Source organism: Paraburkholderia sp. (assembly GCF_004298475.1).
Lineage (GTDB): Bacteria > Pseudomonadota > Gammaproteobacteria > Burkholderiales > Burkholderiaceae > Paraburkholderia > Paraburkholderia denitrificans.
Window position 1 is genome coordinate 41,472 of record NZ_SCRP01000033.1, and the last position, 13,572, is coordinate 55,043.

General features: G+C 63.0%; 11 protein-coding genes and 1 pseudogene. 4 read left to right on the top strand and 8 right to left on the bottom strand.

Annotation, left to right across the window (positions count from 1 at the left end; genetic code table 11):
- Positions 1-11 precede the first annotated feature (11 nt).
- Entirely contained in the window at positions 12-479 is a 468-nt protein-coding gene (locus EPN59_RS16540; protein ID WP_293034103.1) for a CBS domain-containing protein, read from the top strand.
- 74 nt (positions 480-553) lie between these two features.
- Here EPN59_RS16540 and EPN59_RS16545 read toward each other — a convergent pair whose 3' ends face one another.
- Positions 554-943: a hypothetical protein gene (locus EPN59_RS16545; protein ID WP_293034104.1), complete on the bottom strand. Its 390-nt coding sequence runs from the start codon at positions 941-943 to the stop codon at positions 554-556.
- Between the two features lie 326 nt (positions 944-1,269).
- The gene (locus tag EPN59_RS16550) at positions 1,270-3,252 is read right to left on the bottom strand and encodes a multicopper oxidase domain-containing protein (RefSeq protein ID WP_293034105.1); all 1,983 of its coding nucleotides are present in this window, start codon (positions 3,250-3,252) and stop codon (positions 1,270-1,272) included.
- Between the two features lie 135 nt (positions 3,253-3,387).
- Between EPN59_RS16550 and EPN59_RS16555 the strand changes: the two are divergent.
- Positions 3,388-3,589 (top strand): annotated as a pseudogene (locus EPN59_RS16555) (IS3 family transposase); the annotation flags it as partial.
- Positions 3,590-3,602: 13 nt separating this feature from the next.
- On the opposite strand, the gene EPN59_RS16560 reads toward EPN59_RS16555, so the two are convergent.
- The 6 genes from EPN59_RS16560 to EPN59_RS16585 all read right to left on the bottom strand — a co-directional run bounded on the left by EPN59_RS16560 (position 3,603) and on the right by EPN59_RS16585 (position 11,392).
- Positions 3,603-4,004: a hypothetical protein gene (locus EPN59_RS16560; protein ID WP_293034106.1), complete on the bottom strand. Its 402-nt coding sequence runs from the start codon at positions 4,002-4,004 to the stop codon at positions 3,603-3,605.
- Between the two features lie 351 nt (positions 4,005-4,355).
- The gene (locus tag EPN59_RS16565; RefSeq protein ID WP_293046397.1) at positions 4,356-5,423 is read right to left on the bottom strand and encodes an alpha/beta hydrolase; all 1,068 of its coding nucleotides are present in this window, start codon (positions 5,421-5,423) and stop codon (positions 4,356-4,358) included.
- Positions 5,424-5,671: 248 nt separating this feature from the next.
- Complete coding sequence (locus EPN59_RS16570; RefSeq protein WP_293034816.1) at positions 5,672-7,681, bottom strand: acetyl/propionyl/methylcrotonyl-CoA carboxylase subunit alpha; 2,010 nt, start codon at positions 7,679-7,681, stop codon at positions 5,672-5,674.
- A gap of 64 nt (positions 7,682-7,745) precedes the next feature.
- Positions 7,746-8,543 (bottom strand): enoyl-CoA hydratase/isomerase family protein, encoded by a 798-nt coding sequence (locus EPN59_RS16575; protein WP_293034818.1) that lies wholly within the window; start codon positions 8,541-8,543, stop codon positions 7,746-7,748.
- Between the two features lie 27 nt (positions 8,544-8,570).
- Positions 8,571-10,178, bottom strand: a complete 1,608-nt coding sequence (locus EPN59_RS16580; RefSeq protein WP_293034820.1) for a carboxyl transferase domain-containing protein — start codon at positions 10,176-10,178, stop codon at positions 8,571-8,573.
- Positions 10,179-10,210: 32 nt separating this feature from the next.
- Positions 10,211-11,392: an isovaleryl-CoA dehydrogenase gene (locus EPN59_RS16585; protein WP_293034822.1), complete on the bottom strand. Its 1,182-nt coding sequence runs from the start codon at positions 11,390-11,392 to the stop codon at positions 10,211-10,213.
- Positions 11,393-11,680: 288 nt separating this feature from the next.
- Between EPN59_RS16585 and EPN59_RS16590 the strand changes: the two genes are divergently transcribed.
- Positions 11,681-12,427 carry a TetR/AcrR family transcriptional regulator gene (locus EPN59_RS16590; RefSeq protein ID WP_293034824.1) on the top strand — a complete coding sequence of 249 codons (747 nt, stop codon included), beginning with the start codon at positions 11,681-11,683 and terminating at the stop codon, positions 12,425-12,427.
- Between the two features lie 48 nt (positions 12,428-12,475).
- Entirely contained in the window at positions 12,476-13,486 is a 1,011-nt protein-coding gene (locus EPN59_RS16595; protein WP_293034826.1) for a DUF2891 domain-containing protein, read from the top strand.
- The last annotated feature ends 86 nt before the right edge of the window (positions 13,487-13,572 follow it).

A 13,572-nucleotide genomic window follows, 5' to 3' on the forward strand; every position in this document is an offset into this window, starting at 1 on the left:
TGGAGGCGGTCATGAAAAAGGAAAGGAAAACAGCACGGCAGATTTTGTCCGTGAACGCCAGGGAGGTTATTGCGGTCGGCCCCGATGACACAGTGCTTGCCGCACTGCACCTGATGGCCGACAAGGATGTCACGACCGTGTTGGTGCTGCAGGGCAGCAATCTTGCTGGTGTTTTGTCTCAGCGCGATTACGCGCGCAAAGTCGAGGTGCTCGGTCGCGACGCCGCTCATACCAGGGTTGGCGAGATCATGACGACGCAGGTGTTCTATGTGACGCCCGAGCATACCTGCGACGAGTGCCCGAGCTTGATGCATACAAAGCGGATCCGGCATCTACCCGTTATTGAATCCGGGCGCGTCGTCGGCGTGCTTTCCAACAGCGATCTCCTGGAAGAACTCTTTCAGGAGGACGAGCATTTCATCCAGCTGCTGGAGCGTGACATGCTCTATCTGACGATCGATACCGGCGGCGCCTATTAAAACAGACGAAACAGGCGCGCTAAAGCCGGGACCGATCGAGCGCATTATCGGGGTTAAAGTCAGCGCTGTTAAAACTAGCCGTCTTCCGGCCAGATCGTTATGCCACGGCCCTTGCAGGCGCCGTCAATCGCGTGCAGCACAATTTTGCTCATCGAGTTCCCCCATTGCGACGGGTTTTTCTCGACGTACGTGTCGACGATCGTATCCAGTTGGCCCAGTGTCATGTGCATCGTGCATTGTTTGAGCGCGAGGAGGGTGTCATCGGCTCCACCCAAAGCACCTGCAACCAGCACACCGTCGAAAACGCCCGCTACATAGGTCACTTTCGCCGCGGATGAAAAGCTCCGATACGTGTTTCCGTCGACGATGTGTCCAAGCGATTCGAATTGCGGCTCAGCGTTGGAAATCGTAGCCACCCAGATTGCGAGTACCCCAACTGTCAGTTGCTTGATCGTCCGGTGCATGTTCGCCCTCCTTCTGATCCAGTCACGTCTCGTCTGTTTGCGAATGCCAGTTTGCAAAAGCAATTTGAAGTGTAGTCCAGCGCAAGATCCGGTGATCTTCTGATGCGTGCGCGGAACCGCACATAGTCCAGGCGAAAGCGTCGCCAATCCGTTTTACTTCCGATCAATAGCATCGAGGAATAGCATCGAGGTTTGAAATCACCTTATGCACACGCTGGCTGAACGACAACGGCGCGATGATGAATTTCCGCTTCAGGCTGTGCCGGCCTCCATCGTCATCCGGTTCAATGATGTCTGGCGTGCCAAAGCTCGCGTCCAGGTATGACTCACTTGCCCCTGGCCGCCTTCACCTGGTCGGCCGTGATCAGCCTGGCCTGGTTGCCCCACGAACTGCGCTCGTGGTTCGCGATGTCGGCGATGTCCGCATCATTCAATGTCGCGGCAAACGGCGGCATCGCGCTGGGGTAGCTGATGCCGTTGATGGCCTCGCCATGCAGTCCGTTGAGGATCACGCTGATCTGCTTGGCGGGATCATCGTTTAGCACCGCGGGGTTGTCCTTGAGCGGCGGGAACGCACCGGGCAGACCCATGCCGGTGGCCTGGTGGCAGGCCATGCAGCTGGCTGCGTACAGGGATGCACCACGCGCCGGGTCGAACTTGTACGGGCCTGCGGGCGAGGCGGGAGTCGTGGGGGCTGTTTCCGCCACGGGCGCCCTGGTGATCGGCGGCGCGGCCACGGACGCCTCGCCCGGCACCGACACTTTCAGCACGCCCTGCGCGCCCATCACCATGTGCGCCATCGCGTGATCCACGAACGGATACTTGCCCGGTTCATCGACGCTCAGGTCGAAGATCGCGCCCTCGCCCGGCCCCACGCTGTAGGTGGAGACGCCGTCGATAGCCTGGGCCGGATTACCACCGGGATAAACTTTCTGGAAGATCGCGCCGATCACGTGGAACGCGCTCCACAGACTGGGGCCGGCGTTCACCATATAGATGCGCACGAGGTCGCCCGGCCTGGCCGTGAGCGGATGATCGCGGTACTGGAACGCGGTGCCGTTGAACACGACCTCGTCGGGGCGCATCTCCTGCATCTTCCCGTAGTCGCCGGCCATCAGCTTGCCGCTCACCTGCTGGGTGTACCACTCGCCCTGCACCAGCACGTAGCTCTCTGCGGCGGGCGGCAGCGGCGTCGCCGGGTCGACGATGATCGCGCCGTACATGCCGTTGGCGATGTGCAGCAGCACAGGTGGCGTGCCGCAGTGGTAGAGGAACGCGCCCGGCACCTTGGCCACGAACGAGAACTTGATCGACTCGCCTGGATTGATGTCCACGTAATGCAGGCTGGGCGGCGTGATTGCGGCATGGAAGTCGATCGAGTGCTGCATGGTGCCGTGATTGGTGAGCACCACGTTCACGGTCTGCCCCTGGCGCACATGGATGACCGGTCCGGGTACGCTCTTGCCGAAGGTCCACGCCTGGTACTGCACGCCACTGGCGATTTCCACGGTCTGGTCGGAGACGTCGATGGACACGCCCACGCTGTTGCCAGGCGTGAGCGGCGGCAGGTGCGCGTCACGCGCCTGCGCGACGGGCTGGCTCGACGCCAGCGACAACGGCTTCACCGCGGCGGCGGCGGCTGTCTGCGAAGGTGACTGGACATGCAGCGCGCTGTGCAGGCCCGCTAACAGCAATGCCACGAGCAGTGCGATGCCCGCCAGCACCGGCGCCTGCACATGCCATGGCAGCGGCGCCACGGGAGGTGCATCGACGGCGGGCCCCCACTCGGCGACCTGCCGCCAACCCGGCCAACGCCGTTCGATCAGGTAGTCGACGCTATACGGATTGAGGCCGGCCCGGTGGTCGATAAGGATCAGTGCGATGAAGACCAGCACGTAGCTGATCGCCGTGCCCATGTTGGTGGCGCCCACCGTGTACGGGCCGCCGAAGCCCTCGGCGGTGGACCAGATCAGCAGGCTGAACAGGGCGCCGAGCACGTAGATGTACTTGCGCGCGAACCCCAGCAGCAGGGCGAAGGCCAGCGCCGTCACGGCAAGGCGCGTCAGCCACACGAACAGCCCGGCATGCGGCGTGACAAGCGCAAGCCACATCCCGAACCACCAGGCCGACCAGCGCGGCTGCCCATTGGCGGCGTTGTGCAGGTAGCCCACATAGTGGCTTGCGAATCCCGGCGCCCAGGTGAGCGCCGCGCCCACGATCCAGATGACGCCGAAGGCTACCCGCAACGCGGCGCCGGTGAGTACCGGCCAGGCTTCGTGCCGGGATTCGCGACGATTCGAGTCGGTCATGCCACTTCCTCCCAGAGAGTCGAATTGCGGACAGCAACGTGCTGTAGCAGCGACACGGGCCGTGAGCCTGCACCCAAAAAACGTATCTTTTGCTGAGGCTTGAACTACAGCGAGGATAAACGAAGATGCGCAAATCTGAAGCGTGCGCGATACGCGCGGGAATTCAAGCTGGAGGAAGTACGGCTGGTGAAGTCAGGTCAGAGTCTGGTGGCGGTATCGGCCATTTTGGGCGTGACGCGCCGGACGGTTTCGAACTGAATGCAGGCGGATCGCAACGGCCCGCCTGCGTGCGGAGAATGCGCGACTGAAGAGGGAGCGCGACATTCTAAAAAGAGCGGAGCTGAGCGGCGTTAATCGCGACCGTGTGCATGCGCATCGAGGCTGCGTTCGGCAGCTTCGCCCACGAGGCCCGCGTAGTACAGATGCACGCCGACGGCGAGCGAATCGTTGCGGATTTCGTGGAAGGTCTTCCACGCCTTCACGGGGTCCTTGAACACGAGGTAATGCGCTTCCTCGGAAACGAGGCGCGCGACTTGATGCAGGCCGTGACCATGCAGTGCTGCAATAAGCTCGTCGAGGCTGCGGTGCGTGCGCGCGTCGGTGCGAGGATAGAGCATATGCAGGACGGCGACGCGTTCTTTCGCGAGCGCGGCGGACAGCGCGACCACGATGTCCTGATGATTGAGTGCCGTAACAACGGCGTCTTCGGCAAGTTCTTCTTCCGAGAACAGGGTATCGATCGAAATGTTCATCTACTCATACCTTACGTTTTGCTTCTGGTGCGGATGGCCAGATTAAAAAGGCCCGCCGAAACAGGCGGGCCGTCGAAAGCGATCACCGTAAGTCGCTTTCGTGAGATGCAGTATGGCAGATTGTCGCAGGCAGGTGATGCACTGCACAGGCAAAACATTGTTGCAGTAAACAGCGGAAAATGGCCGAAAAATCGATGTGTTCGCATCGATTGTGCCGGGCAGAAGTCGTGCATGAATCGGCTGCGGCGGCGTACGACGCGAGCACCCGGGTGATCTGGTCCTGGGTTGCGGAGAGGCTGCCGGATGCGCGAGCAAATAGCTGCGCAAGGCCGCTCCAGGCAGCCGGTTGCGTTACACAACGAGTTGGTCGACTTCCGTTTGCACGGCTGCCGGGAAAGGCTCGCGCGTGCCCGATTCCGTTGCCCACGCAATAGCTTCACGAATACGTTCCAGCGCGTTGCTACTCTCTGCAACCTCATGCCCGTACGCATGAAACTCGTGAATCATGTGTTCCCAGACATCCAGCCGGATCCGTCCTCCCTGCTCCTGAACGGTTTGTGCGAAGTCTCGGATCATGTCGACAAGAATCTCTTTCCCACCCGCCTGGATATAGATCGGCGCGACACCCGCAAAAGACTGGTTGATCGGCGAGAGTTCTGCGTTCTCATATCGGCCTTCGCCTTTGAGCCAGGCAGAAAATTGAAGCGTCATGTATCCCTGTACCAGATCGTAATGATCGTTGCCGAACTGGCTTGCGCCGCGCAGGCCCGTATCCGTCCACGGACTGAGGCCAATCGCCAGCGCGGGCTGGGGAAGCGCTGCATCGCGCAGCTTCGACAGTGTCATCAAGGTCAGATGCCCGCCGGCCGAGTCTCCGCATACCACCAGGCGCGAAGGATCGACGCCTTGCCGAAGCACAAACCGAAACGCCTCCAGACCGTCCTCGAGTTGCGCGGGGTGGGGATACTCGGGCGTGAGTCGATAGTCCGGCGCGAAGATGCGCACGCCAAGCCAGTGAGCGAGCAAGGCGATGAATTCGCGTGTCACGGTCGCGTAAAACGTATAGCCGCCGCCGTGAAAGTAAAGCATCGTGATATCGCTGGTTCGCTCGCGAGGAATAAACCAGTCCCCTCGGGGCTCGCCTTCGCCCGCTGGACGGATTTCGACAGCCGGGCGCATTTCGGTAAGGGTAATCAAACTATCCAGATATGCCCTGCCGTCCGCAATGTCTTTCAGTGCGAAAGCCCGATTAAATTGGGCTCTCCAGAATAATGTTCCGATTTCGAAAGAAATTGACCACTCGCGTACCAGCGGTTTGCCGATCGTGCGCCGAAACAGCACCGTGATCGAAATTGCGAGGAGCGAGGCGAGACTGCGTGCCTTATGCGAAAAACGGCCCCGGAATACGGTTCTCGACATGCAGTGCCCCCGATCATTGTTTGTCGGCGATTGTAATCGCCAACAGGGCCTTTTTCTTCCATTAAGCAGGACAAAATGCCATACACATCGAATCGCTCGGGCACACGAACGGGCGCTTCACCCCGGTTTATGTTTGTTGCATGAGCCGGTCGGCAAGCGCCGGCCATTCCCCGGAAATCCGCGAAAAAGCAAAAAAAAAAGCGCCCCGTATTGCGAGACGCCCAGGGGAAAACAGCCTGTTGCTGCCGTCAGCCCATTTCGAGCACCAGCAATTGCGCGCCATCTGTAACCTGATCGCCCACTGCGTACAACACCTCCGTCACCGTACCGCCGAACGGTGCGCCAATCGTGTGCTCCATCTTCATCGCCTCCATGACGACGAGCGGCGAGCCTTTCTCCACCACCGCGCCCGGCTCCACGAGCACCGCAATCACCTTGCCCGGCATGGGCGCCGTGAGGCGCCCTTCTCCGTGGTCCGAATCGGCGGCGTGCGCGAGCAGGTTTTGCCATTCGAACGACATGGCTGTGCCGAGGCAGAACACGTGAAAAACATCGCCGTCGATAAACACGCGGCCCGTCACGCGCGTGTCGCCGATAGTCGCGGCATATTCGTCCGCCCCGCGCCCACGCGACCACGTATACGCATCGACGCCGCCTGCGCAACCGAGCGTTTGCGCGCCGCCGTCCTGCGCAAACGTCGCCGAGAACGTCGTGTCGGTTTCGCGATCGCGCCAGCCGATCGTCTGCTGATAGCCGCCGTTCAGCCGCCAGTGCACAAGCGATGCCCACGGCGACGCGTCCCGTGTCGATGCGTCTTCGCGGGTGAGCAACGCGGCGCTGGCCAGCGCGAGCGCTTCGCGGACCGGCTTGTGATGCGCCGCGAAAAGCGCGTCGTGATGACGTTCGATGAGGCCGGTGTCGAGGTCGGCAGCGGCAAACGGCTCGCACGTCACGAGCCGGTGCAGGAACTCGACGTTCGTATGCGGCCCCACCACCTCGCAGGCTTCGAGCGCGCACCGCATGCGCGCGAGCGCATCTTCGCGCGTCGTGCCGTGCACGATCAGTTTCGCGATCATCGGATCGTAGAACGGCGTGATCGTGTCGCCTTCGCGCACGCCGCTGTCGATCCGCACCGAGGCGCGCTGCCCGGCGGCTCCAATCGCAAACTCCACGCCTTCAGGCATGCGCAAATGCTTGAGCGTGCCCGTGGATGGCAAGAAGCCGCGTGCAGGATTTTCGGCGTAAATCCGTGCTTCGAGCGCATGCCCCTGAACGGCAAGCTGCGACTGTGCGAGCGGCAACGGTTCGCCCGCGGCCACGCGCAATTGCCATTCAACGAGATCCTGTCCCGTGATCATTTCGGTCACCGGATGCTCGACCTGGAGGCGCGTATTCATCTCCATGAAATAGAATTCGGCGCCGGTCATGATGAATTCGACCGTGCCCGCGCCCACGTAGTGCACCGCGCGCGCCGCCGCCACGGCGGCTTCGCCCATGGCGCGCCGCACGCTCGCATCGAGCCCCGGCGCAGGCGCTTCTTCAAGCACTTTCTGATGGCGCCGCTGCACCGAGCAATCGCGATCGAACAGATACACCGCGCCGCCATGCTTGTCGGCGAACACCTGCACTTCGACGTGACGCGGACGCAGCAGATATTTCTCGATCAGCACGCGGTCGTTGCCGAAGCTGCTTGCGGCCTCGCGCTTGCATGACGCGAGCGCCGCGGCGAAGTCCTCGCTGCGCTCGACCACGCGCATGCCTTTTCCGCCGCCGCCCGCGCTCGCCTTGAGCAGCACCGGGTAGCTCATCGCATCGGCTTCGCGCTGGAGCAGTACCGCGTCCTGATCGTCGCCGTGATAACCCGGCACGAGCGGCACCGAAGCCGCCTGCATCAGCGCCTTGGCAGCCGCCTTCGAACCCATCGCGGCAATCGCCCCGACCGGCGGTCCGATAAAAACAATGCCCGCTTCGTCGCATGCGCGCGCAAATGCTTCGTTTTCGGAAAGAAATCCATAGCCCGGATGAATCGCCTGCGCGCCCGTTGCGCGCGCTGCGGCGATGATGCGCTCGATGCGCAAATAGCTTTGCGCCGCTGCCGCCTCGCCGATGTGCACGGCTTCGTCGCACGCCGTGACGTGCTTCGCGCTGGCGTCGGCATCGGAGTAGACGGCCACGCTCTTGATGCCGAGTTTCCGGCAGGTCGCCGCCACGCGGCATGCAATTTCGCCCCGGTTGGCGATCAGGATCTTGTTGAACATGTGTGATCTCGCTGTCGTTCGCTCGTTGCTGTTCGCTCGTTGCCGTTCGTATGTGCCCTGAACCTCAGCCGTTGGACTGGCTGCGCCAGCGCGGCGTGCGCTTTTCGAGGAACGACGCGACGCCTTCGCGCCCTTCGTCGCTTGCACGGATGCGCGCGATACGAATGGCCGTGTCCTCGATCAACGCGTCGTCGAGCGGCCGTCCCGCGACGTCCTGCACCAGTTGCTTGCACTCGCCCACGGCGTTCGGGCTGTTCGCCGCCAGCGCCTCGACGATGCGCTGCACGGTGGCGTCGAGCGTATCAACGCTCACCGCCTCGCTCACGAGGCCGAGGCGCTGGGCCGTCGCGCAGTCGAATGCCTCGGCCGTGACGAAATAGCGGCGCGACGCCTGCTCGCCCAGCGCGCGAATCACATACGGCGCAATGGTCGCCGGCATCAGGCCGAGGCGCGCTTCGGAGAGGCAGAAATGGGCGGTCTCGACGGCAACCACGATATCGGCCGCGCAGACGAGCCCCATGCCGCCCGCGTACACGTCGCCGTGCACGCGCGCGACGACCGGCTTCGGACAGCGATACAGCGCCGAGAGCATCTGCGCGAGACGCATGGCATCGGCGCGGTTCTCCTCGTCGGAGTAACCGGCCATCTTGCGCATCCAGTTCAGATCCGCGCCCGCGCAGAAAGCACGGCCACTGCCCGCCAGCACGATCGCGCGCACGTCGTCGCGCGCGCCGAGCGCCGTGAATGCCGCAGTGACGTCGGCGATCATCGTTTCGTTGAAGGCGTTGCGCACATCGGGCCGGTTCAACGTGACCGTTGCGACATGACCTGCGATGTCGACCAGCAGCGTTTCGTATTGCATCGTCAAGTTCTCCTTCCCGGGCGACGCTTACATGCGGAACACGCCAAAGCGCGTGTCCTCGATAGGCGCGTTCATCGTCGCGGAAAGCCCGAGACCGAGCACGTCGCGCGTCTGCGCCGGATCGATCACGCCGTCGTCCCACAGCCGCGCGCTCGCATAGTACGGATGGCCCTGGCGTTCGTACTGGTCGCGGATCGGCTGTTTGAACGCCTCCTCTTCTTCCACGCTCCACGTACCGCCTTTCGCTTCGATACCGTCACGGCGCACCGTGGCGAGCACCGATGCAGCCTGCTCGCCGCCCATCACGGAGATGCGCGCATTCGGCCACATCCAGAGAAAGCGCGGCGAATACGCACGGCCGCACATGCCGTAATTGCCTGCGCCGAACGACCCGCCGATGATCACCGTAAACTTCGGCACCTTCGCGGTCGCCACGGCCGTCACCATCTTCGCGCCGTTGCGTGCGATGCCTTCGTTCTCGTACTTGCGGCCCACCATGAAGCCCGTGATGTTCTGCAGGAACACGAGCGGGATCTTGCGCTGGCAGCACAGTTCGATGAAGTGCGTGCCCTTGAGCGCCGACTCCGAAAACAGGATGCCGTTGTTCGCGACGATCCCCACCGGATGGCCCCAGATGTGCGCGAAGCCGGTCACGAGCGTCGTGCCGTAGCGCGCCTTGAATTCGTCGAACGCGGAATCGTCGACGATGCGCGCGATCACTTCGCGCACGTCGAACGGCTTGCGCGTATCGACGGGAATCACGCCGTACAGGCTCTTCGCGTCGTAGCGCGGCGGCAGCGGATCGCGCAGCGCGAGCGGCGGCGTCTTCGTGCGGTTCAGATTGCCGACGATGCTGCGCGCAATCGCAAGCGCATGCGCATCGTTCTGTGCGAGATGATCGGCCACGCCGGAAAGGCGCGTGTGCACGTCGCCGCCGCCGAGATCTTCGGCGCTGACTTCTTCGCCGGTCGCCGCTTTCACGAGCGGCGGGCCGCCCAGGAAAATCGTCCCCTGGTTCTTCACGATGATCGACTCGTCGCTCATGGCGGGCACGTATGCGCCGCCCGCCGTGCACGAACCCATCACGACCGCGATCTGCTCGATGCCCTGCGCGGAGAGATTCGCCTGGTTATAAAAGATGCGGCCGAAGTGATCGCGATCGGGAAACACGTCGTCCTGGTTCGGCAGATTCGCGCCGCCCGAATCGACGAGATACACGCACGGCAAGCGGTTTTCCTGCGCGATTTCCTGCGCGCGGACGTGCTTCTTTACCGTCACGGGATAGTACGTTCCGCCCTTCACGGTGGCATCGTTGCAGACGATCACGCATTCCTGGCCCGCGATGCGGCCAATGCCCGTGATGATGCCCGCGCCGGGTGCAGCGTCGTGGTACATGCCGTAAGCGGCGAGTTGCGAAAACTCGAGGAACGGCGTGCCCGGATCGAGCAGTTGCGCAATACGATCGCGCGGCAGCAGCTTGCCGCGCGAGAGGTGCTTGTCGCGCGCCGCCTCGCCGCCGCCGAGCGACAGCTTCTGGATCTTTTCGCGCAGGTCCGCGACGACTGCTTCGAGCGCGGCGGCATTCGCCTTGAAATCGTCCGAGCGCGGATTGAGCTTCGATTCGATGATCGGCATCGCGTGCTTCCTTTTGTGACGTGCAGCGGGGGTTACATCGTTTCAGCAAACAGCTCGCGGCCAATCAGCATGCGACGGATTTCGCTTGTGCCCGCACCGATTTCGTAGAGCTTCGCGTCGCGCCACAGGCGGCCGACCGGATACTCGTTGATATAGCCGTTGCCGCCGAGAATCTGGATCGCTTCGCCGGCCATCCACGTTGCCTTTTCGGCGGTATAGAGAATCACGCCCGCGCAATCCTTGCGCACCTGGCGCACGTGATCCGTGCCGAGCGTGTCGAGCTGGCGGCCCACGGCGTAGAGATACGCGCGGCAGGCCTGGAACGTGGTGTAGAGATCGGCGACCTTGCCCTGGATAAGCTGGAATTCGCCGATTGCCTGACCGAACTGCTTGCGGTCGTGAATGTACGGCACGACTGCATCCATGACTGCGGCCATGATGCCGGTCGGGCCGCCCGCGAGCACGGCGCGCTCGTAATCGAGGCCGCTCATCAGCACCTTCACGCCGCCGTTAAGCTGACCGAGGACGTTCTCTTCGGGCACTTCGACGTCCTGAAACACGAGTTCGCCCGTGTGCGAGCCGCGCATGCCGAGCTTGTCGAGCTTCTGTGCCACGGAGAATCCCTTCATGCCCTTCTCGACGATGAAGGCCGTAATGCCGCGCGAACCGGCTTGCGGATCGGTCTTTGCGTACACAACGAGCGTGTCGCAGTCCGGGCCGTTGGTGATCCACATCTTGGTGCCGTTGAGCACGTAACGGTCGCCTTTTTTCTCGGCGCGCAGTTTCATGCTGACAACGTCCGAGCCCGCATTCGGCTCGCTCATGGCGAGCGCGCCCACGTGTTCGCCCGAGACGAGTTTTGGCAGGTATTTGCGCTTTTGCGCTTCGGTGCCGTTGCGGTGGATCTGGTTCACGCACAGGTTCGAGTGCGCGCCATATGAAAGACCGACCGATGCGGACGCACGCGAAATCTCCTCCATCGTAACCATGTGGGCGGTGTAGCCCATGCCGGCGCCGCCGTATTCCTCGGAGACGGTCATGCCGAGCACGCCCAGATCGCCGAACTTGCGCCACAGATCCATGGGGAACTGGTCGGTGCGGTCGATTTCTGCCGCGCGCGGCGCGATTTCCTTTGCCGCGAAGGCGGCGATGCTGTCACGCAGCATTTCGACTTCTTCGCCGAGGGGGAACTGCAGTCCGGGTACATTGCTCATGAGTGTCTCCTGTCGATGGGAGCTGGCGCTTCAGCGCTTACTCCCATCCCACGCAAAGCGGATGATTGCAGCATCGGTCACGCCCGCGCTGCCGCAACCCCATAAAAGTGCAAAAGGGGCATCCAGCATCGCCCCACGGATGCACATTTCACGCCACATTTACGTGTGCGTCAATAGGTATTATTGAGCAACGCTCAAATTCATCTATCCGGGCAAAACGCTTGCCTGATCCGCAAAAATTCATCAATAATAAGCCGCAATTCCGCCATAAACTGACCAACACTCAACATGCAGGCCGCAACCAGAACCGCCCTGCCCGCCTCGCGCCGGCAGCCCGCCGGGCGCAAGTCGCAGCAGCGCGTGAAGGAGATCCTTCAAGCCGGCCGCGACGTGTTCTCCGAAAAGGGCTACGAGCGCGCAACCACGGCCGAGATCGCGCAGCGGCTCGGCGTATCCGAAGCCACCGTGTTCAGCTACTTTCGCGGCAAGCGCGAACTCTGCGCGCGCGTTATCGGCGACTGGTATGACGAATCGATCGAAGCAATCGAGGCGGGGCTGCCGCGCGACGGCACCGTGCGGCAGCAGTTTGCTTTCATCGTGCGCATGCATCTGCGCCTGATGCTCGAAAGCGGCACGGGCATCTGCGCGCTGGTGCTCTCCGAGGGCCGCACGCGCCATCACGACCTGAGCGAAGCACTCACCGAAATGCAGCGCCGCTACACCGCGCCGCTCATGCGCGTGCTCGCGCGCGGCCAGGATAGCGGCCAGATCCGCAACGACATACCGCTGCGCCTCCTGCGCTCGCTGATCTTCGGGCCGATGGAGCACGTCCTCTGGGATGCGGCGCTCGGCAACCGTCGCACCGATATCGAAGCCACTGCGCAGCGGCTCATCGACGTGCTGTGGGCCGCGCTGCAGCCGCCCAATATCGAGCTGGCCGCACTCGCGCAATTCAGCCAGGACGTGGGCGAAGCCATGCACAGGCTTGAGAGCGCGCGCACGGCGGGCAAGGCGGGCGACACCACGCCCCGCTAAATCTGCCGTACGCTGGCGGCTATCCTCCCGCCGCCGCGCACCGCAGCCATGACCCGAACGCTCACCGCCCCGATCGCCTCCCGCTTCGCCTCGCTCGCGCTCTCGCATCTCACGCGCGAATATCCGAACAAGCTCACGCACTCACTGGCCGGTCCAGCGGACGTGCAAGGGCCGCGTGCGTTGCATCCGGTGTTTTACGGCAGCTACGACTGGCATTCGTGCGTGCATGGCTACTGGCTGATTGCGCGTCTGCTCGCGCGATTTCCGGATCTGCCCGAAGCGCCGCACATCGTCGAGGTGATCGACGAACACTTCACCGACGAGAAAATGGCTGGCGAGCGCGCCTATCTCGACCTGCCGCACAACCGCAGCTTCGAGCGACCCTATGGCTGGGCGTGGCTGCTCGCGCTCGCAAGCCAGCTCGATGCGATGAAAACGCCGCAAACTACACGCTGGGCGCGCACGCTCGCACCGCTCACGCTTGCATTCGTCGAGCGTTTCGAGGCATTTTTGCCGAAGGCGACGTACCCCATCCGCGTGGGCACGCACTTCAACACGGCATTTGCGTTGACACTCGCGCTGGCATTCGCGCGGCAGACCGCCCGGGACGGGCTGGCGAGGTTAATCGAGCAAACCGCGCGGCGCTGGTATCAGAACGATGCCGGGTGCCAGGCCTGGGAGCCTTCAGGCGACGAGTTTCTCTCGCCAGCGCTGATGGAAGCCGTGCTGATGAGCCACGTGCTGCCCGCCGCCGAATTCGCCAGCTGGTTCGCCGCCTTTCTGCCGGATCTGGCCGCGCGCCAGCCAGGCACGCTCTTCACGCCAGCCACGGTCACGGATCGCACAGATGGAAAAATCGCGCACCTGGACGGCCTCAACCTGAGCCGCGCGTGGTGCCAGCGCACGCTCGCGCGCACGTTGTCGCCTGACGATGCGCGCGCAGCCGTATTGCGCGAAGCCGCGCAGACCCATCTGCAAAGCGCACTCGAACACGTCGCGGAAGATTACATGGGCGAGCACTGGCTCGCTTCTTTCGCGACGCTTGCGCTCGAAGCGTGAACGCCTGAGGGTTCGCTGCAGCGCAGCGCCGCATAGGCCGCATTCAGCGCGCGCGCCTGCACGACCAATCGCCGCACAGGCGTCAT

Excerpts from the sequence above, each read along its gene's own strand:
- EPN59_RS16540 (WP_293034103.1), top strand. The coding sequence starts at position 12 with ATGAAAAAGGAAAGGAAAACAGCACGGCAGATTTTGTCCGTGAACGCC.
- EPN59_RS16545 (WP_293034104.1), bottom strand. The coding sequence starts at position 943 with ATGCACCGGACGATCAAGCAACTGACAGTTGGGGTACTCGCAATCTGG.
- EPN59_RS16550 (WP_293034105.1), bottom strand. The coding sequence starts at position 3,252 with ATGACCGACTCGAATCGTCGCGAATCCCGGCACGAAGCCTGGCCGGTA.
- EPN59_RS16560 (WP_293034106.1), bottom strand. The coding sequence starts at position 4,004 with ATGAACATTTCGATCGATACCCTGTTCTCGGAAGAAGAACTTGCCGAA.
- EPN59_RS16565 (WP_293046397.1), bottom strand. The coding sequence starts at position 5,423 with ATGTCGAGAACCGTATTCCGGGGCCGTTTTTCGCATAAGGCACGCAGT.
- EPN59_RS16570 (WP_293034816.1), bottom strand. The coding sequence starts at position 7,681 with ATGTTCAACAAGATCCTGATCGCCAACCGGGGCGAAATTGCATGCCGC.
- EPN59_RS16575 (WP_293034818.1), bottom strand. The coding sequence starts at position 8,543 with ATGCAATACGAAACGCTGCTGGTCGACATCGCAGGTCATGTCGCAACG.
- EPN59_RS16580 (WP_293034820.1), bottom strand. The coding sequence starts at position 10,178 with ATGCCGATCATCGAATCGAAGCTCAATCCGCGCTCGGACGATTTCAAG.
- EPN59_RS16585 (WP_293034822.1), bottom strand. The coding sequence starts at position 11,392 with ATGAGCAATGTACCCGGACTGCAGTTCCCCCTCGGCGAAGAAGTCGAA.
- EPN59_RS16590 (WP_293034824.1), top strand. The coding sequence starts at position 11,681 with ATGCAGGCCGCAACCAGAACCGCCCTGCCCGCCTCGCGCCGGCAGCCC.
- EPN59_RS16595 (WP_293034826.1), top strand. The coding sequence starts at position 12,476 with ATGACCCGAACGCTCACCGCCCCGATCGCCTCCCGCTTCGCCTCGCTC.